Consider the following 18,937-nt stretch of genomic DNA (forward strand, 5'->3'; position numbering starts at 1 on the left):
AAACAGTGAACAACTCAGCACACTCACTCAAAGTGAATCAGTCGAGATTTGCTAACATTTTTACTGATTCGCTTGCACAATCCTACAATTTCAACGTCAGGATGTAGGTTTAGCTAAAAACAAGACACAATTACCTAATCATAATCTACATTTAATTTGCTCATTCCTACTGATTCTGAGATATAAAGGGTCTCAAACGGACAGAAAGCTTGCTTGTTTCTCTCGAGTATTTTTGTCGATCATCTGGAGCACGGATTGCGGAAACCACCACATTATCCGTCAACCTATTGAATTTGTTCAATTAAACAAGTCAATTGGACAACCAAGGAAAATACAAAGGCACGAGAAAAAAGATCAAAAGCGACACATACTATGCGAAGTGTCAACCTTCTAAGGTGTTGCTTGATAACTAAAAATACTTCTTATTCAATGCCTGCCGTGTTGTTGTTGGGGGACTACATACATGACGTTAACTGCGGTTAAGACAAAAACGTCTTGCGGTAACTTTTTTGAAGATTTTCACGTGGGCCAGGTCATAAGACATGGAACACCAAAGACAATAAACGAAGGAGATACAGCTCTTTATACTGCATTATACGGATCTCGATTTGCGGTACAGTCGGGAACTGCTTTTGCAGAAAACATTGGATACCCATATTACCCGTTGGACGACCTGCTAGTCTTCCACGTGGTCTTCGGTAAAACAGTGGGAGATATCTCACTGAACGCCGTCGCAAACCTGGGGTATTCCGACTGCCGTTTCCTGATGCCTGTCTATGCCGGAGATACAGTCTCCGCCACGTCAGAAGTCATCGGGCTGAAAGAAAATTCAAACGGCAAAACCGGTGTTGTTTACGTGCGCTCTACTGGCTATCGCCACAAAGAGCCAGGGAATCCTGAAAAGGTTCTGGAATACACCCGCTGGGTCATGGTGAAAAAGCGCGATGAAGATGCGTCTGCACCAGAAACCACCCTGCCGGATCTGCCAGACGGAATTTCCGAGGACTGCCTGGGGCAAGCCGTTCCAGAGCTTTCAATCGATAATTGGGACTTTGACCTGTCCGGTTCACCATTCCGCTTCGATGACTACGAAGTGGGTGAAAAGATCAACCATGTCGACGGTATGACCGTGGAAGAAGCTGAACACCAGCTCGCAACACGTCTTTACCAGAACACAGCGAAAGTCCACTTCAATCATCATAGCGAGAAAAACAGCCGCTTTGGCAAACGCCTGATCTACGGTGGCCATGTCATCTCGCTTGCGCGTGCTTTGTCTTTCAACGGACTAGGCAATGCTTTCCATATCACAGGCATCAATGCAGGACGACACGTTGCACCACTCTTTGCGGGTGACACCGTTTACGCATGGTCTGAGGTTCTGGATAAAAAACGGATTGAAGGAAGAAGCGATATCGCAGCACTACGCCTGCGCCTCGTTGCAACAAAAGATCTTATTTGCGGAGATTTCCCATACAAGAATGAAGACGGGAAATACCAAGACGGCGTAATCCTTGATCTGGATTACTGGGTCGTCATTCCGGTTTGATCTTCACCGTATCCCTGAGAAGCCAAAACCTCTCAAGAACGGATACGGCCAAACGACAAAAAAATAAAACAACACAAAAAGAAAGCCCGGCGCATCACCTGCCCGGGCTTTTCTGATTTTCAATCAGTTCCAGGAATTCACCTCACCGCTTGGTCAACAACTCGTCCAGATAGCGCAGTACCTCAGTAGAAGCGTCTTCCATGCGTTTGTAAGCAGCATCTGCACCTGCATGATCTGCTATTCCCAAAAGGCGTGCGCATTCCTTGCCTTGTTCGTGAACTTCAGCATGAACAGGCAGCAGTTTCTTAAACGCCAGACTATCGCGAACACGAGCATCATCCACCTTGTCATACCACTTGCCAAGACGGCACTGATGATGATCTGAAAGCTCACTCACCTGCAAATGACTGAGGCCAACCGACATTTCGGCAAGGTGCTTCTTCCAGATTATGTGATCAGCCTTAGCACGATGCAGAATGAAGTTCGGTACGCCTCGCTTATCAAACTCAGTAAACTGCTCTTCCACGATGGATTCAGATTGAGCAACCGTCTGGATCACATGCTCAATCCGCTCATTCACATCGCGTGCATGCCCTGCAATTGCATGGACACCGCGATTGATTTCGCTGGTTGCCTCTTCCTGCTGCGTCAGCTGGCGTGCAATTTCACGCATCTGCGTACTCGCAACTCCTACATCGCGCAGCACTTCAGAGATCAAACTCTCGGCATTCTGTGAGTTATCAATACTCTTGCTGACCAGAGATTGCGCATCATTCACAGCTGAGTTCACATCGTTCACGTGAGCCTGCAAGGTCTCAATCCGGCAACGAATATCATCTGTTGCCTGCTGTGTTTGACCGGAAAGGTCCTTCACCTCGGAAGCCACAACAGCAAAACCCTTGCCCGCCTCGCCAGCACGCGCGGCTTCAATCGTCGCGTTCAGTGCCAGCAGATTTGTTTGCTTGGCCAATCCCTCAATCGTGCCGACAAAGGTGCCAATCTGAACAGCGGCAGTTGTCAGCTCATTTGCAGCAGCAGTCATACTTTCAAAGAACCGGCCAATATGCTGGCTTGCATCTGCAGATTCTCGAGTTGCTGTTTCTCCCTGCTGCATGGCCTCATTTGCAGATTCCACCGCATCCGCAGCTCCTTGAGCGCTGGAGGCGATTTCAGAAAACGAAACGTTTAGCTCTTCAACACCGGTCGCAATTGTCTGCGCACCTTCATCCGTTTTGCGGATATGCCATGTGATTTGGGAGATCGCGGCCATCGATTCACTGGCTTGCAGGGAGTACTCTACCGTTTGACCAAGGGTACGCTCGTCCTGATCATCAAGCTTCTGCTTCAGCGTTTCAAAGCGCTCATAAAGATCTGCTGGAACACCTTCCACTTCGGGAAGTGGACGATCTTCCATCAAAGCCGACAGAAGTGCATCAATTCCTTCGCGATTGATGCCACCCACATCTGCTTGATGTGATCCTTGAGCTTTAGGTGCGCTCTTCAACATTCCGGACCAGTTCATCTTGAATTACCTTCCAAACTGCACATTCAGTGCAGATAATTCCCTAGCCGCCAATCTCTCATCACCACAACCCAGCCAAGTCACCAGAGACTAAGCAAGTAAGATCAGCGTATTTACGTACCCCACAACAGGTCATTCAAGACAACAAGTGCAACTATCCCAACGTCAAACTCATGAGCTTGAAAGACTCATGCTTAAAACATACATAAATTATTACTAATAATAGCTTACCGTCCTAATAAGCATGGTTTTAGCCTTTAGATTCAATGAGTTCTCATAAGGGGCAGACAAAATAAAAGCCCCGGCCTTTCGGACCGGGGCTTTGAATACATCAATCTAACTAAGCTATCAGCTCACTTCGTGCTTCAACGCATTCCGCGCCAGCATCACACCCTGCTTTTTGGTCTTCAAGATCTCGCGAGCCTTCTCAAACTTCGGATCTTCCCAGAAGATCATGCAACCGTTGCAGCCGCGACCACAACAACCTTCCAAACCAAGACGAGGAGACTTCGGCTTACGATCCTGACTGCCTTCAGCAATCGCATCAATCAGTCGGTCGCGCTGGCTTTCATACTTGTTCTGCTGCGCATTCGTCGCTTCACCACGCGCCTCAATACGCTCTGCTGTCCGGTCCAGCTTCAGTCGGCTCCATTGCTCAGGTGTCAACGGACGCTCTTTACGCACCACAGTGTTTACCGGGAAGCGATCCTTAAAGTCAGCTGCATCGTCTTTGTCGAACAGCGAGAACGGGATTCGCACCAGTGGCTGCTTGCCAGCGTGCACTTCCTCTGTAATCTCACCAGACTTTGCGTTTTCAAACTCATAGATACGCAGCAAGACGCTGTCGTCGGACAGAGGCTGCAGAAACTCCAGCACTTCCCCGGCAACAATCTTGTTCTTCACTTTCATGTAGAACGCTTCGTCAGTCACCTTCTCAACAATGCCGGCAAACTCCCACTCACCAATAGAGTGTGTGTCTTCATAATTGTGGGCGTAGTTGTTCAAACGACCTTCATGGAACGCAGTTGTGTAGCCACGGTTGGCAACACTGTACATTTCGTCCATGTACTTTTGCGGGTTCCAGTTCTCAGGGTCACGATAGTAATCATCAATCGCCATGCGGTAAGCGCGTGCAACAACCGCCACGTAGTACATGGACTTGCCACGGCCTTCGATCTTCAGCGAATCCACACCGATGCGCAGGAAGTCATTGAGCTTCGGCATCAGGCACAGGTCTTTGGAGTTCAGAATATAAGAACCACGGCCATCTTCCAGAATTGGCATCAACTCGCCGGGGCGGCATCCCTCTTCCAGCAAGAACTCAAACATGTCCATGTTATCTTCGTTCAGCTCAAGCTCATTGATTGTGCCGTCTTTCATGCGCATGCGCACTTTGTAGTTCCAACGACAGGAGTTTGCACAATTCCCCTGGTTCGCACCACGCTCTGCCATAAAGTTGGAAAGCAGGCAGCGACCGGAGTAGGTCATACACATCGCGCCATGAACAAATGCTTCCAGACGAATGTCCGGGCACTTCTCACGAATTTCAGAAAGCTCCGGAAAAGACACTTCACGCGCCAACACAACCAGATCCGCACCCTGCTCTTTCCAAAAATCAACGGAAAGCCAGGAGCAAACGTTCGCCTGCGTGGAAATATGCAGCGGCACGTTCGGCAGCTCTTTGCGCATAAACTGGAACACACCCGGATCAGCAATGATCAAACCATCCGGATTAATATCGCGAATAGTCTCGGCATATTCCTTCAGCTTGGGAACGTCCTTATTATGAGAAAACAGGTTCAGCGTCAGATAAACACGCTTGCCATGCTTATGCGCAAATTCAATCCCCTCAACAACCTGCTCAAGCGTAAACTCTGCCTTCGTACGCAGGGACATATCTGGCGTACCAAGGTAGATCGCATCTGCTCCATAAAGCACAGCAATCTTTAGCTTCTGAAGGTTGCCCGCAGGCATCAGGAGTTCTGAAGTTCTCATAGTGGCGACCAAATTCTCTGGTGTTTTCTAAAGCTCTGTTGTCGAGCTATTGACCAGCGCCTCGGCAGTGTCTTTGGGAAACAGCAAAAGGACGCGTATTTAGGGGTGCTTCTAAGGGATTTCATCAAGGATGAACAGAACAATTTTGTCTCACCCAGTTTGATGGGCCCCTGCAATTCCATCGCTCGGCAACACACCACTCCAAAAAATCCGTATAGCGATGCTTACAAAGAAATGGGCAGATACCTAAGTACCCACCCAAATCATAAGAACACTCATGTAAGCTGACGGTTAATTGCCCCCGCCGTCAGCTACAAACAGCAAGGCTCGTTTAATCGACGAGCGCTGCCACTGGTTCATAAGTTTCTTCATCTACAAAATCGTAGCGTAACTGATTTTCAAACCAATCACGGAAGCTGCGAATTTTTGGCTCAGCTCCACGCTTCTCACGCCACATCAGTTTATGTTCACGACCGTCCTGCTGATATTCAGGGAAGATCGGCACAAGACGTCCGGCGGTCTCAGCTTCGGCACTTAGAAGATTGGACTCAAGAACAATGCCGAACCCCTTTTCGGCAGCGTCAAGAGAAAGTGCTGCATTCTCAAACACCATCATCTCATTGACGATCGGGTTTGGAACACCAGCTTCAGACAGCCATGTCTCCCAGGAAACCGTGGCACCTTCACTGCGAATAATCGGCAGTTTCAGCAGCTCATTCGGCTTCTTCGGGTAGCCAAGATTATCCAGCAGTTCAGGTGAAATCAACGGACGAAACTTCTCGCGCCCTAAGGAGATTTCCTGAAACTCTTCTGGAGTATTGGACTGACGTGTGAAGACAAGATCATACAGCCCGCCTTCAATATTCTGATCAGAGCCACTGCTGGAAACAGTCACGGTGATCTCTGAGTTATGCGCGGTAAACGAACGAAGACGGCGCAACAACCAATTGCTGGCGAAGCTTGAAGAACAATGGATACTCAAAGTATCCCTGTTCCCGACGGCTTCGATAGTGCGCGTTGCAGTTGATATTCTGTCAAATGCCTCGGCAATCTCCGAGGCATATCGATAAGCCGCTGCAGTCGGGAAAACCGCTCTGGAACGGCGCTCAAACAGCTCCAGTCCCAGGTGATCCTCCAGCGCTTTGAGCCGGTGACTGACCGCACTAGCGGTAATTGCTAGCTTTTGGGCCGCCGAAACCAAACTCCCAGTTTCCATAACTGCACGAAACGCGACCAAAGCATTCAAAGGGGGCAAACGATTCATGAAATGCCTTATTCTTGATAGAGTGAGAGATACAACCAATATTCCGATTAATGATGTAGACGTAACATAGCGCCTCCCCAATTTGAACACCCTCAAATCAACTAGGTCACGTCAAAAGTTATGTAAAAGAGCACATTTCCACAATAGATAACACCACACATAAACTACTCAATTATTGATAATCTACGGAATACTTTGTGATATTCAGTATAAATAATCGATATAAAATTCATTACAGAGAAAGAACATAACAATATCAATTTTACGCTAGGAGATCATAGAATAGGGTCGGGATACACGCCTAGGTTAAAGATCAAAAAAATTAACTATTCAACTGACGCCTGCTTTAGGTCGGACGAATACCAACATATGCAGCACGCGGACGTATTTGTTCTTGCATTTGATATTGTTCGAGCGCCTGAGCGATCCAGCCGCTAATTCTTGAAATACAAAACAAAATTCCGGCAGAATTTTTTGGTAAGTCCAAAATCTGCTCCAAAAGTGCTAGTGGAAAATCCACATTCATGTGCTTTCCGAAAAGCTCCCGAGATCTTTCCAGTAATGGTGGAATCAGTGCAACAAGCGGGTGATCCAGCTCACTTTGCATGAGTTTGCCTAATAGAAATTCGCCCCTTGGATCAGGCCCGCCGTATACGGAATGCCCAAGTCCCGGCAGATATTCGCCGTTCATACATCGCTCTTGCAACACGTTCTCTATATCGTCAGCTACATGAATATGTTTCAGCCAACTCAGCACGCGCTCTGCATTTGTTCCATGTCTGGGTCCCATAAACGCTCCAAGCCCGGACACAAGAACAGCATGCAGCGGCGCCCGTGTCGAAGCCGCACATCTCACCGCATATGCGCTGGTATTAAGCTCATGGTCAGCACACAAAACAAGCGTCGCACGGATCAGATCGACGGCCTTTTCATTCTTCACGCCCCAGGCTTGAGCAATCTGCCGGTGCATCGGGTCAGTGCTCGGCGCTTGCATCAGTAGCGCACTGGCTGCAAGGCGAATGAGGCTCGCCCCTTTTCGCTTGAGCAGCTCCTGAGACAGCGTGTAGGCCGCGCTGTCTTGTTCCGGCCAGGAACAGAGCGCCACAATCGCCCGCTCAGCAGGCCTCTGGTGCCCGCTCATCACCTCAACGGCATGAGGCGCAGGCTGAGCAAACGGATCATTCTCACAATCCCACAGCAGCGTGGCGACACTTTCAAGCGTACCAGCCTTTGCAAGTTCCAGTGCAGACTGACCGCGGTAGTAATGCCCCTCATCTGTCAAAAGCGTCAGCTTGGTCTCAAGCACGCCCTTTGCAGCAGCATTCCGGGACTGCCCATCCCGTTCCTCAGAGCCTTCTCCAGCCCGACGACTTCGCAGGAAGCGGATATCTGAAGCATCATAGAGCCGCGTCCTCCCCGGCCCTTGAACCGAGCGGACCAACCCACGGCTCACATAGGCATACAGCGTGGCCGGGCGCACCCCCAACTCATTGGCAGCTTCTTTAGCGGAAAGATAAATAACTTCAGACATGGCGCACCTATTACATGATCAACGTTGATCATACGAATAAGGCTGGCACACGCAATACTATAGATGTCCAATCAGAAGACCGTCAGTTGCCCTTGGTCGCATTTGAGGCTTCAGCAGCAGCAATCAGATCCTTGCCGATCTCATCTTCAAACTCACCCCATACAGGTCGCATCACATCCGCCCATTGCTGGCGCTGTTCTGGCGTCAACTCACGCACAGTGTAACCAGCATCGACAATCCGTTGCCGGTTCTTGTCGCTCGTCTGCGCAGCTTGCGCATTAGCCTTGGTCAGCGTTTCTTTGAAGATCGTCAGAAACTGCTCTCGCACATCAGGCTTCAAGCTTTCCAACCACTCCTTGGGCGCAAACACAACATAAGCCAGCAATTGATGGTTGGTCTCAGTAATCCCGTCCTGAACCTCAAAGAACCTCGATGTGAAGATGTTGGACCAGCTGTTCTCCTGACCATCAACAACCCCCAACTGCAAAGCCCCATAGACCTCTTTAAACGCCAATTTCTGCGCACTCGCTCCCATCGCCTCAATCATCGCAACAGCCACATCAGAGTTCTGCACCCGAAACTTCAGCCCTGCCCCGTCAGAAGGTACGAGCAACGGCTTATCGGCAGAAAAGTGCTTTAACCCATCATAGAGATACCCAAGTCCCACAACCCCGAAATCAGACATGACATCAAGCAGTTCCTGCCCCTTCTCGCTGGCAGTAAAACGCTGTACTGCATCCATATCCTCAAACAGGAAAGGCAGATCAAAGAGTCGGAACTTGTTGGTGTAAACTTCCAGTTTTGAAAGAGAAGGCGCCGCCAGCTGCACATCACCCAGTATCAGGGCCTCCATCACCTTCTCATCGTCATAAAGCTGGGAAAAGGGAAACACCTGCATGCAGGCCACATCGTTCATCTCGGTGTTCACCCGCTCGGCCAGCATGCGCGCGAAATCCCCTTTGGGATGGCCTCTCGGCGGCACAACATGGCTGAACTTGATAACAACTTCGCCAGGCTTACAGTCAATCTGGGCGAACGCAGGTGTGGCGAAAGCAACGCCCAAAGCAAGAATTACAGCGGTGATCGCTCTCCTCATCAGCTCCTCACGGCAACATTATGGGACCTGCCTATTATCGCAGTTCCCCCCAAAAATCCGCCTAAGCTATTGCTCTGCATTTGCCTCGAATAAGCCGCAACAAAAAGGCCGGAGCAAATGCCCCGGCCTTTCAAAACATATCTTGGTGCCAGCTACCTGACGATAACCTCTGGCCCCATCATATAGGTCGGCAGCGCCGTGGAGAGCCATGGCAAGTACGTAACCAATACCAGGAACACCAGCAGAACCATCACAAACGGTGCAGCGGCACGCACCACCTGCACCAGACTCATGCCCGTTATGCCCGAGGTCACAAACAGGTTCAGCCCGATCGGCGGTGTAATCATGCCGATCTCCATGTTCACCACCATGATGATACCCAGGTGAATTGGATCAACGCCCAACTCCACAGCAATCGGGAACACCACAGGTGCCACAATCAACAGCAGACCGGATGGTTCCATGAACTGACCACCAATCAGCAGGATAATATTGACGGCAATCAGGAAGGTGAACCAGTTGAAACCCGCACCTAACATCCAGTCGGTAATGACCTGCGGGATACGCTCAGCAGTGAGTGTGTGAGCAAAGAGCAGCGCATTCACGATGATGAACATCAACATAATCGTGGTCTTGCTACTCTCAACCAGCACCTTGCGGGTATCCCGGTGGAAGAAGGCAGGGAAGAAGTAAAGAACACTCAATCCAATATTACGGACAATTGCCTCAAGCAGTCCTTCACCAGACTTACGCCATTTCTTGTCCTTCAGCGGCCCCATATCACGATAGATGAACAGAGCAATCAGGCACGCATACACAGCTGCCACAGCCGCAGCTTCTGTTGGTGTAAACACACCTGCGTAAATACCGCCAAGGATGATCACAATCAGGAACATACCAAACGCAGCTTCAGCAAACGTGGACCACAGCACCCTGATGCTTGGGAACGGTTGCGCAGGCAGGTTTTTCTTACGCGCGATGATGTAGATCGTCACCATCAGCATCAGACCAGCAACAATGCCCGGAATAACACCCGCCAGGAACATGCGCCCAACAGAAACGTTGGTTGCAGCTGCATAAACAACCATCACAATGGAAGGCGGGATCAGAATTCCCAGCGTACCAGCATTGGCGATGATGCCTGCAGCAAATTCCTTGGAGTAACCAGCCTGACGCATCGCAGCAATCGCGATGGTACCAATCGCAACCACAGTCGCTGGAGACGAACCAGAAAGCGCAGCAAAGATCATACAGGCCAGCACGCCAGCCATAGCCAGACCACCACGCACCCAGCCAACAGTTGCCACGGCAAAGTTCACAATACGACGGGCAACCCCACCAGTGGACATGAAGCTGGAAGCCAGAATGAAGAACGGGATCGCGAGCAGTGTAAAGTTCTGCGACGCATTGAACATCTGAATGGTTACAGAGCTCATGGAGTCATGTGAGAACAATGCGATGTAGAGAACGGAAGACAAACCAAGCGCAATCGCGATTGGTGCCCCGATAAGAAGCAGCCCAAAGAGCAGCAAAAAGAGAACAGCGGTTTCCATTGGGCTTAGTCCTTCAGCACGTCTTTGTTTTCTTCAACGAGCTCTTCAGCTTCGTGCGCGGCAATCATTGTGTCGCGTTGGCCAGTCAGAATGAACCAGCACATTTGCAGCGACCGGAAAGCCAGAAGGGCAAGTCCGATTGGCAAGATGACATAGCCCCACCACCGTGGAACACGCTCTTTCACACCAAACATCTCCTGATACCACTCAGGAAACTTCAGATCTTCCATGCCGATTGGAAGCTTGTAGTACTTGGCAACGTAATCAAATGCACCGCCGGAAGACCCGCGGTTATCAAGCCCAAGCAACCAGCCAAACCAGTCTGCATCAAACAACAGCGCCGCATACAGCAGCGTCACCAGCGCACCAATCAGCCCGAAGGTGCGGAAGACCGGTTTCGGAAACAGGCGGATGAAAGCATCAACGCCAAGGTGCGAGCCAATTTTCAGGCCATAGCTCATGCCGAAAAGAATAAGCCATGCAAACAGCACGCGGGTGAACTGTAGCGCGCCACCCCAACCCGAGTTAAAGCCGTACCGCATGACGACCTGCCAGAAGGTGACCAGCGTCATCACCGCAAGGATGGTGGCGATAAAGCCTTCTTCGAAAGCATCTATTATTTTATTTAGTCGAGACAAAGCGCCCTCCCCCAACAGCACTCTCATTTCTCAGTGTGTTGCGGCACGGAGAAAGAAACCATTGTGGTTTTTCAGGGTCTGCCCGACCAATAGCCGGACAGACCTATCAAGATGTATTGGATTAGTTGTTTGCTGCGACGGCAGCGTCGATCACATCCTGACCGATGTCATCAGCAAACTTGCCCCATACAGGCTTCATCACATCAACCCACTGCTGACGCTGCTCAGGTGTCAAACTGCGAACTTCTACACCAGATTCAATGATCTTCTGCTTGTTCGCTTCGTTGATAGCGGAAGAGCGAGCGTTCGCATCGTTGGTCACTTCGGTGAAGATAGTGATGAACTGGTCGCGAACTTCTGGATCAAGGCTATCAAGCCATTCCTGAGAGGTCACAGCAAGGTAAGACAGCAGCTGGTGGCTGGTTTCTGTAATACCGTCCTGAACTTCAAAGAACTTCTTGGTGTAGATGTTGGACCAGGTGTTTTCCTGACCATCAACAACACCGGTCTGCAGTGCGCCGTATACTTCTTTAAACGCAAGCTTCTGCGCGTTTGCTTCCATTGCTTCAATCATCGCAACAGCAACGTCAGAGGTCTGAACGCGGAACTTCAGGCCAGTAGCATCAGCAGGTGTCAGCAAAGGCTTGTTGGCGGAGAAGTGCTTGATGCCGTTGTAAACATAGCCGAGACCAACAAAGCCGATGTCAGACATCGCGCCCAGCAGTTCCTGACCCTTTTCACCCTGTGTGAAGTTGTTCACTGCATCCATGTCGGAGAACAGGAACGGGAGGTCAAACACACGGTACTTGAGTGTGTAAGCTTCGAACTTAGCAAGAGAAGGCGCAGCGATCTGAACGTCGCCGAGCAGCAGAGCTTCCATCACTTTGTCATCATCAAACAGCTGGGAGCTTGGGAAAACCTGCATACAGGCCTTACCATTCATCTCAGTGTTGATACGCTCTGCCAATGCAGTCGCAAAGTCACCCTTTGGGTGGCCGGTCGCAGACACAACGTGACTGAACTTGATAACAACTTCACCCGGATCACACGCTTCAGCAGCAACGGCTTGAGTAGCGGTGAACATGCCAGCTGCAACTGTGGCAGCAGTAACCAATTTCTTCATAGTATCCTCCCAGATGGAACGGAGCGAAGCTCCTCACGATACCAAAAGCAATCTGCGTGCCAGTTTTAATACTATTAGTATTTTCAGCTACTTACGGATATCTACCTAATTATTCAAATTGCATTTGTTACGAATAAGTAACATTGACTACTCAAAAATGTGTCGAATTCGACACATTTCTATTCACCAATCTCATCCTTCCCAAGCCCATACTTCTTCATCTTCTCATAAAGCGCCTTGCGGGAGACGGACAGCGCTTCATACGTCGGCTTAATCTTGCCGTCGTTCTTCTCAAGCTCGGCAGCAATAATATCGCGTTCATAGGTACTTACGCGCTCAGCAAGCGTACCACTCTGCGGGCCCGCAACAGCCGCCGCCGCACCAGCGGCTTTCGGCTGCCCTTCCAGCCCCAGCACAAACCGGTCTGCCACGTTGCGCAGTTCACGCACGTTGCCTGGCCATTCCCGCTGCATCAGTTCACCGAGAAACTCCCTCGAAATCTCCGGCACTTCTTTCCGGTAACGCGCACGAGCCCCACGGGTGAGGTAATGGAACAGCACCGGAATATCCTCCAGCCGTTCTCGCAGCGGCGGAATAGCCAGCGTGATCACGTTAAGGCGGTAAAACAAATCCTTCCGGAACCGCCCTTGGTTGGAGGCCGCTTCTAGATCTTCTTTGGTCGCTGCCACAAAACGCAGGTCCAGCGGAATGGATTTGTTCGACCCAAGACGCTCAATCGTCCGCGTCTCAAAAACTCGCAGCAACTTCACCTGCAAGTCGAGCGGCATGGACTCAATCTCATCCAGAAACACCGTCCCGCCATGCGCATGCTCCAGCTTGCCAATCCGCAAGCCACTTGCACCGGTAAAGGCGCCCTTCTCATGCCCAAACAACTCACTCTCGATGATATCAGCAGGCAGCGCTCCGCAGTTCAGCGCCACAAACGGTCCATCTTTACGCAGGCCTTCCTCATGCAAAGCACGCGCAACAACCTCTTTACCAGAACCTGTCTCACCCAGAATAAGCACATCCGCATCCGTGCCAGACAGCGCGGTAATCGTACTCCGCAGCTCTTCCATGGACGGGGATTTGCCAACAATGCGCTCTTCCAGACCTGAGAGCTTGCCCAGCTCCTCACGCAGCACGCGGTTTTCCAGCGTCAAACGGCGCTTTTCCAGCCCACGCTCCACAACGGCAACCAGCCCACTAACCGGAAACGGCTTCTCTTTGAAATCATAGGCCCCGGCCCGCATGGCTTCCACCGCCAGCGGTACATCACCATGGCCCGTAATCAGCACCACAGGCAACGCACTGTCGATCTCGAAGGCAGCTTTCATCAGATCAAAGCCGCCCATCTTGGGCATACGGATATCGCTGACCAGAACGCCATAGAACTCATGCGTGATGTGCTCCAACGCTTCTTCAGCGCGAGAAAACGACACCACGTGATAGTCGGCCAGTTCTAGCCCTTCCACCAGCGCTTCACGCATATCTTCGTCGTCATCGACCAGAAGAATGGTGGCTTTATCGATTGCCCATACGTCCATACTAAACTTCTTCTTCCTCAAGATCGCCGGAAGTCTCCGAGGCATCCTTCAGCACAATCACAAAGCATGCGCCGCCAAGCTCAGACTGCTCATAGCGCAACTGCCCTTCCAGATCCTCGATTATCTTATAGGCAATGGAAAGGCCAAGCCCCAATCCTTCACCCACATCCTTTGTGGTGAAGAACGGATCAAAAATGCTCGCAACAACATCCTCTGGCACACCTGGTCCATTGTCTTCAAAGCGAATGACCACCTGCTGCTCATGATGAGAAACCGAAATCCGGATGCATGGTTCAGCCTGCGCTTTCATGGCATCCAGCGCATTGCTCATCAGGTTCATCAGCACCTGCGCAAGACGAACCTGCCCAGCCAGAACCTCAATGGATTTGTCGTCCTGCAACACCTCAGTGTGCACGCCCATCTGCTTGCAGCGTGGTCCCGTCAGCATCAGCACTTCACCAACAACGGCAGAAACCTTCACCGGAACAAGGTCACGTCCCGCTTTACGGGTGAACCCTTTCAGGATCTGACTGATCGCCGCCATCCGCTCCACCATGGCAACAATCTTGCCCAGGCTCTTCAGTGCGCGGTCTGACTTACCCGTCTCAATCAACACCTGCGCGTTTTCGGAGTGCGTGCGGATCGCACCCAGCGGCTGATTGAACTCGTGAGAAAGCGCGGCAGACATTTCGCCCAGTGTTGCCAGTTTGGCAGACTGCACCAGACTGGCCTGCGCCTGTTGCAAGCCTTTTTCTGCAGCCTCACGTTCTTTCACTTCCTGTGCCAGCAAAGCATTCATGGTGGAAAGCTCACGGGTACGTTCATGCACGCGCTCTTCCAGCCGCGCTGCATAAACCTTGTCCTGCCGGATACGTTCCAGCAACCGGCGTCGCCGCTCACCCGCCATCCAGAACAGACCACCACTCACAACACACAGCAGCAAAGCCACCAGCGCCGCCCAGATGGACTGCTGTCGAACCTGAGAGGTATCGGCAAACAACACCACCTTCCAGTTCAGCACAGGCAGCTCCTGCTCAATCATCTGGAAGTTGGGTTTGTTGAAAGGCGGGCTTAATCGCACAAGCTGGAAATCCAGATCATACCAGCGCTGCTCAATCACCCCATTGAGAGTAGCAGACACACGTCCGCGTCGCGTTGTACGCTGTGCAAACAACCGCTCTCCGCGCCAACTGGATTGGTTGGTGGCAACCACAATGCCGTTCTGATCCACTGCAACAAGGCGATCCTTTGAAAGCGCCCAGGATTGCTCAACCCCTTCAAGGCTTACACGAACCGCAATAAAGCCGTAGTCCTGCTCCCCTTGCCGAACCGGAGCGATGAACACATAGCTGGCTGGTCCGCCACTGCGGGAAAGAACCAATTGCCGCCCAAGACGCCCCTGCCGCGCAGCTTGCAACGCATCCGCATAAGAGGACATGCCCTGTTCCGCCATACTGGCGTTGTCGATCAGGTTGGACGCAACAATCTGGCCGTCAGGCTTCTGGAACCAGACCTCCTGCGCACCAGACATCCCTGCAATTACCTTGGCAACATTCTGCCCGCGCTCATGTTCATCATTGGCAAGGATCTGTACGATGTCAGAGCGCCGCGCCAACAACGGTGGCAGCAAGCGATATTTATCGAGGTACTTCTCAAGCCCTGCCGCCTGCACAGACAAAGTCGCCTGCCCACGCGTTTGCAAGTCTGCCAGATAAAACTGGCTGCTCAACTGCATCGCAACCCAGGCCACCACAAGCGCAAACACAGCAAACGTCACCAGTGCAACACTGGAGACCCGCTGCCATCGCTCAGATCTGCTTGTCCTGTTCACGTCGCTTGTCCGGTTTTGAATATAGTCGTGATGCCTCCCGAGACATCACCAAATGCGCTTAATCACTTACGGTGTAACCCGTGTTCGTTCACTGGTCTAGCGCAACACTTTTGATCAAAGCAAATACCTGTTGTCCGGCAGCCAGCTGCAACTCATGCACAGAATGGCGTGTCAGGCGCGCCCGTAAATGCTGCTCTCCAACACGGCAGTCCACCTCGGCATATGGGCCGGAGGTCTCCGTGATGCCTTCAATCACGACAGAAAGCACATTGCGGATGGAAGCTTCATCTGGCGCTTTACACGCAAGAGCAACATCCTTGGCCTTGATGCGAACACGCACATCCTGCCCCACGTTCCCCAACTGCCCCGGAAGCTGCAATGTCTGTCCTTCCAAACCAAATTCAGTGATCTGCCATTGCTCATCATAATGGTTCAGCGTGGCAAACAGCAGCGAGCCTGCGTCCGGCCCACTCGCCAACTGCGGCAGTTCCAGATTGCTCAGCATCTGCGCAATCGGTCCATGCGCAACCACATTGCCAGCGTCCAGCAGCACCAGCGTATCCGCCAGTTGTTCAATCTCACCAAGGCTATGGCTCACATACAGCATCGGAATGCCGAACTCGTTCTTCAGCTTAAGAAGATACGGCAGGATCTCCGCTTTACGCGAAGCATCCAGCGATGCCAGCGGCTCATCCAGCACAAGCAGCTGCGGATTGGAAAGCAACGCCCGCCCAATCGCCACACGCTGCTTTTCGCCGCCGGAAAGCCCATGAGGCCGCCGCTTCAGCAAATGAGCAATCCCCAGCAGCTCTGCAATTTCACCCAGACTGACAGCAGACTTACGCCCCGCTGCCCATTGGCTATAGAGCAGGTTCCGCTCCACATTCATATGCGGAAACAGGCGGGAATCCTGAAACACCATGCCCACACCGCGCTGCTGAATTGGCATGTTGATGGAAGCTGCCCGATCAAACACAACACGCTCGCCCAGCGCAATGCGTCCACTATCCGGAGCGCTCAAGCCCGCAATCATGCGGATCAACGAGGACTTGCCAGCACCGGACTTGCCGAAGATTGCCGTTATCCCGCTGTTCACCGCAAACTTGGCGGAAAGCGAGAAATCACCCAACCGGCTGGCAACATCAACCTCAATCATGCTGACCTCCCAACTTGCGGGAAAGCCGCCGCGAGATCACCTCGGAGAACACCAAAGCACCGATGGAAACCACAACCGCAATCACCGTCAGACGGATCGCTCCCGCATCACCGGAAAGGCTCTGCATCTCGGTATAAAGCGCAAGTGACAGCGTCCGTGTCTCTCCGGGAATGTTGGAAACAAACGTGATCGTCGCCCCAAATTCACCCATAGCCTTGGCAAATCCAAGGATCGCTCCACTCAAAATTCCCGGCAACGCCAATGGCAGCGTAATCAGCAAAAAGGTTTTAAGTCGAGACGTGCCCAGCGAATGCGCCGCTTCTTCCAGCTGGCCATCTGACAGCTCAAAGGAAAGCTTTACCGGACGGATGATCAGCGGAAACGCCATGATCCCAGCCGCCAGCGCGGCCCCTGTCCAGCGGAAGGCAAACACAATGCCGAAAACATCCGCAAAAAAGCTGCCCAGCATGCCTTGCCGCCCAAACAGCACCAGCAGCACATAACCTGTCACCACAGGCGGCAGCACAATGGGCAAATGCACCAAGGCATTCACCAGCGTATAACCGGGAAACTTCCAGCGCGCGAGTGCATAGCCGAGCAGAACCGCAGGCGGCAGCGCAATCGCAATTGCAAGGCTCGCAACCTGCAGCGACAGCTGGATAGCTGCCCATTCTGCATCCGTCAGATAAAAGCTCAATCGCCGCTCACTTTGAAACCATGAGCCTGAAAGATCTTGCGCCCCTCAGCACTCTTCAAAAACGCCATGAACTCTCCGCTACTCTTGGAGTGCGCTAAGGTCAAGGCTCCCGGAATCACAATAGCACGATGACTGTCCTGCGGTATTTCCGCAAGCACCCGCACACCTTGCTCCACTTTTGCGTCAGAAGAATACACCAGCGCCAAAGGCACTTCCCCCCGCGCAGCAGCGGCCAGAGCAATGCGTACATTCTCCATCGGCGCCACACGCTGAGCAACACTCTCCCACAAACCGAGATTAATCAGCGCCTCTTTGCCATAGCGCCCGGCAGGCACTGTCTCAGGCTCCCCCATAGCCAAACGCCCATCCGCCAATGCAGCTTGCAACGCTTCCGGCTTCAGCTCAACCTCTTCAGCGCCCAGCATTTCAGAGCCAACCAGCACAAGCCCGTTAGAGGCCAGCTCCACAACACTGCCCTCCGTCAGCACGCCATTCTTCACCGCATACGCCATCCACGCATCATCCGCTGTCACCAGCAAATCAGCAGGCGCACCGGCAACAACATGGCGTGTTATGGTCTGCGAACCACCAAAGGAAAACTCGGTCTTGGTGTTGTGAGACTGATCAAACTGCGCACCGGCATCTTCCAGCACATCCTTCAGGCTAGAGGCTGCAAACACCAGAATACGCTCCGGCTCCTGCGCAAACGAGCCAGCCCCACCGCCAACAACCAGCGCGAAGCTTACAGCAGCAGCAGAAAGAAAACGCCAGAAACCAGTCACAGCCAGAATACTCCATTTCGCGAGTCCGGCTTGAACTATAAGGACCTAACCCACCCGAACCACTGACTCATATCAAGGCCCACGTGGGTTTCGTCAAGCACCTTTCTTTCTGAAGCGAATCTCGAGAAACTGGAATCCGGTTTCTAAAATAAGATACGCCCAATACTTTACGCCGCGATTGCACGGGGGGATTTCACCTTCTCGGCAAGTCCTTTCAGGTTGCCATCAATAACCTTACCCGTTCCGCTTTTCACGAGCGTTTGGCCCAACAACCACCCCAACGCCCCGTACTTCATACGATACTCCAGATACCAGATAATCTGTGATTTCCCGCCGGCATAAGGCTTGATGCAAATCTCCGCTTGCGCTTCTTTCAGCGGTAAAGCCTCCATAGAAGAGAGACGCACCCGCATTCTGCGATTAGGCTCCCATTCCATCACTTCCTCGTCGAGGAAGGTGCCATTATCAAAGTGGCAACGCCGCGCAGAACCAACGCCATCAGCCCCTTCGGTCAACGCCTCAACAGACTTCACAAGGGGGGCAAACTCATCAAGGTCCATGTACCTGCCAATCACATTCCAAATTGCTTCCGGACTGGCATCAATCACCATCGTTCTTTCGCAGCGTATCATCGGTTTCTCCTCAATCATCTCAGA

Annotated in this window: 15 protein-coding genes; 1 reads left to right on the forward strand and 14 read right to left on the reverse strand. The window is 51.9% G+C overall.

The window, feature by feature from the left end; translation table 11 throughout:
- Window positions 1–463 precede the first annotated feature (463 nt).
- Window positions 464–1,546 carry a MaoC family dehydratase gene (locus DHN43_RS15875; protein WP_108819226.1) on the forward strand — a complete coding sequence of 361 codons (1,083 nt, stop codon included), beginning with the start codon at window positions 464–466 and terminating at the stop codon, window positions 1,544–1,546.
- Window positions 1,547–1,688: 142 nt separating this feature from the next.
- On the opposite strand, the gene DHN43_RS15880 is transcribed toward DHN43_RS15875, so the two are convergent.
- The 14 genes from DHN43_RS15880 to DHN43_RS15945 all read right to left on the reverse strand — a co-directional run bounded on the left by DHN43_RS15880 (window position 1,689) and on the right by DHN43_RS15945 (window position 18,913).
- Window positions 1,689–3,068 carry a methyl-accepting chemotaxis protein gene (locus DHN43_RS15880; protein WP_108819227.1) on the reverse strand — a complete coding sequence of 460 codons (1,380 nt, stop codon included), beginning with the start codon at window positions 3,066–3,068 and terminating at the stop codon, window positions 1,689–1,691.
- Window positions 3,069–3,416: 348 nt separating this feature from the next.
- The gene (locus DHN43_RS15885) at window positions 3,417–5,063 is read right to left on the reverse strand and encodes a U32 family peptidase C-terminal domain-containing protein (protein WP_057460812.1); all 1,647 of its coding nucleotides are present in this window, start codon (window positions 5,061–5,063) and stop codon (window positions 3,417–3,419) included.
- 331 nt (window positions 5,064–5,394) lie between these two features.
- Window positions 5,395–6,327 carry a LysR substrate-binding domain-containing protein gene (locus tag DHN43_RS15890; RefSeq protein ID WP_108819228.1) on the reverse strand — a complete coding sequence of 311 codons (933 nt, stop codon included), beginning with the start codon at window positions 6,325–6,327 and terminating at the stop codon, window positions 5,395–5,397.
- A 346-nt stretch (window positions 6,328–6,673) separates the two neighbouring features.
- A complete protein-coding gene (locus DHN43_RS15895) occupies window positions 6,674–7,858 on the reverse strand; it encodes a citrate/2-methylcitrate synthase (protein ID WP_108819229.1) in 1,185 nt (394 codons plus the stop codon).
- An 82-nt stretch (window positions 7,859–7,940) separates the two neighbouring features.
- Complete coding sequence (locus DHN43_RS15900; protein ID WP_108819230.1) at window positions 7,941–8,954, reverse strand: DctP family TRAP transporter solute-binding subunit; 1,014 nt, start codon at window positions 8,952–8,954, stop codon at window positions 7,941–7,943.
- 152 nt (window positions 8,955–9,106) lie between these two features.
- Window positions 9,107–10,507: a TRAP transporter large permease gene (locus DHN43_RS15905; RefSeq protein WP_057460816.1), complete on the reverse strand. Its 1,401-nt coding sequence runs from the start codon at window positions 10,505–10,507 to the stop codon at window positions 9,107–9,109.
- A 5-nt stretch (window positions 10,508–10,512) separates the two neighbouring features.
- A complete protein-coding gene (locus tag DHN43_RS15910) occupies window positions 10,513–11,145 on the reverse strand; it encodes a TRAP transporter small permease (RefSeq protein ID WP_063290431.1) in 633 nt (210 codons plus the stop codon).
- Between the two features lie 121 nt (window positions 11,146–11,266).
- Window positions 11,267–12,268 carry a DctP family TRAP transporter solute-binding subunit gene (locus DHN43_RS15915; protein ID WP_108819231.1) on the reverse strand — a complete coding sequence of 334 codons (1,002 nt, stop codon included), beginning with the start codon at window positions 12,266–12,268 and terminating at the stop codon, window positions 11,267–11,269.
- Window positions 12,269–12,447: 179 nt separating this feature from the next.
- Window positions 12,448–13,815, reverse strand: coding sequence for a sigma-54-dependent transcriptional regulator (locus DHN43_RS15920; RefSeq protein ID WP_108819232.1), 1,368 nt, complete (start codon window positions 13,813–13,815; stop codon window positions 12,448–12,450).
- A 1-nt stretch (window position 13,816) separates the two neighbouring features.
- Window positions 13,817–15,646: a sensor histidine kinase gene (locus tag DHN43_RS15925; protein ID WP_108819233.1), complete on the reverse strand. Its 1,830-nt coding sequence runs from the start codon at window positions 15,644–15,646 to the stop codon at window positions 13,817–13,819.
- A gap of 88 nt (window positions 15,647–15,734) precedes the next feature.
- The gene (modC, locus tag DHN43_RS15930) at window positions 15,735–16,802 is read right to left on the reverse strand and encodes a molybdenum ABC transporter ATP-binding protein (protein WP_108819234.1); all 1,068 of its coding nucleotides are present in this window, start codon (window positions 16,800–16,802) and stop codon (window positions 15,735–15,737) included.
- Complete coding sequence (gene modB / locus DHN43_RS15935) at window positions 16,795–17,499, reverse strand: molybdate ABC transporter permease subunit (RefSeq protein WP_063308292.1); 705 nt, start codon at window positions 17,497–17,499, stop codon at window positions 16,795–16,797. Before modB ends, modC begins: the two co-directional genes overlap by 8 nt.
- Window positions 17,496–18,281 carry a molybdate ABC transporter substrate-binding protein gene (modA, locus tag DHN43_RS15940; protein ID WP_108819235.1) on the reverse strand — a complete coding sequence of 262 codons (786 nt, stop codon included), beginning with the start codon at window positions 18,279–18,281 and terminating at the stop codon, window positions 17,496–17,498. Before modA ends, modB begins: the two co-directional genes overlap by 4 nt.
- 167 nt (window positions 18,282–18,448) lie before the next feature.
- On the reverse strand, window positions 18,449–18,913 hold the full coding sequence (locus tag DHN43_RS15945; protein WP_208995448.1) for an SRPBCC family protein: 465 nt from the start codon (window positions 18,911–18,913) through the stop codon (window positions 18,449–18,451).
- Window positions 18,914–18,937: the final 24 nt, after the last annotated feature.

Source organism: Pseudovibrio sp. Alg231-02 (assembly GCF_900143565.1).
Lineage (GTDB): Bacteria > Pseudomonadota > Alphaproteobacteria > Rhizobiales > Stappiaceae > Pseudovibrio.

Excerpts from the sequence above, each read along its gene's own strand:
- DHN43_RS15945 (WP_208995448.1), bottom strand. The coding sequence starts at position 18,913 with ATGATACGCTGCGAAAGAACGATGGTGATTGATGCCAGTCCGGAAGCA.
- DHN43_RS15890 (WP_108819228.1), bottom strand. The coding sequence starts at position 6,327 with ATGAATCGTTTGCCCCCTTTGAATGCTTTGGTCGCGTTTCGTGCAGTT.
- DHN43_RS15905 (WP_057460816.1), bottom strand. The coding sequence starts at position 10,507 with ATGGAAACCGCTGTTCTCTTTTTGCTGCTCTTTGGGCTGCTTCTTATC.
- DHN43_RS15920 (WP_108819232.1), bottom strand. The coding sequence starts at position 13,815 with ATGGACGTATGGGCAATCGATAAAGCCACCATTCTTCTGGTCGATGAC.
- modC (WP_108819234.1), bottom strand. The coding sequence starts at position 16,802 with ATGATTGAGGTTGATGTTGCCAGCCGGTTGGGTGATTTCTCGCTTTCC.
- DHN43_RS15875 (WP_108819226.1), top strand. The coding sequence starts at position 464 with ATGACGTTAACTGCGGTTAAGACAAAAACGTCTTGCGGTAACTTTTTT.
- DHN43_RS15915 (WP_108819231.1), bottom strand. The coding sequence starts at position 12,268 with ATGAAGAAATTGGTTACTGCTGCCACAGTTGCAGCTGGCATGTTCACC.
- DHN43_RS15885 (WP_057460812.1), bottom strand. The coding sequence starts at position 5,063 with ATGAGAACTTCAGAACTCCTGATGCCTGCGGGCAACCTTCAGAAGCTA.
- DHN43_RS15880 (WP_108819227.1), bottom strand. The coding sequence starts at position 3,068 with ATGAACTGGTCCGGAATGTTGAAGAGCGCACCTAAAGCTCAAGGATCA.
- DHN43_RS15900 (WP_108819230.1), bottom strand. The coding sequence starts at position 8,954 with ATGAGGAGAGCGATCACCGCTGTAATTCTTGCTTTGGGCGTTGCTTTC.
- DHN43_RS15895 (WP_108819229.1), bottom strand. The coding sequence starts at position 7,858 with ATGTCTGAAGTTATTTATCTTTCCGCTAAAGAAGCTGCCAATGAGTTG.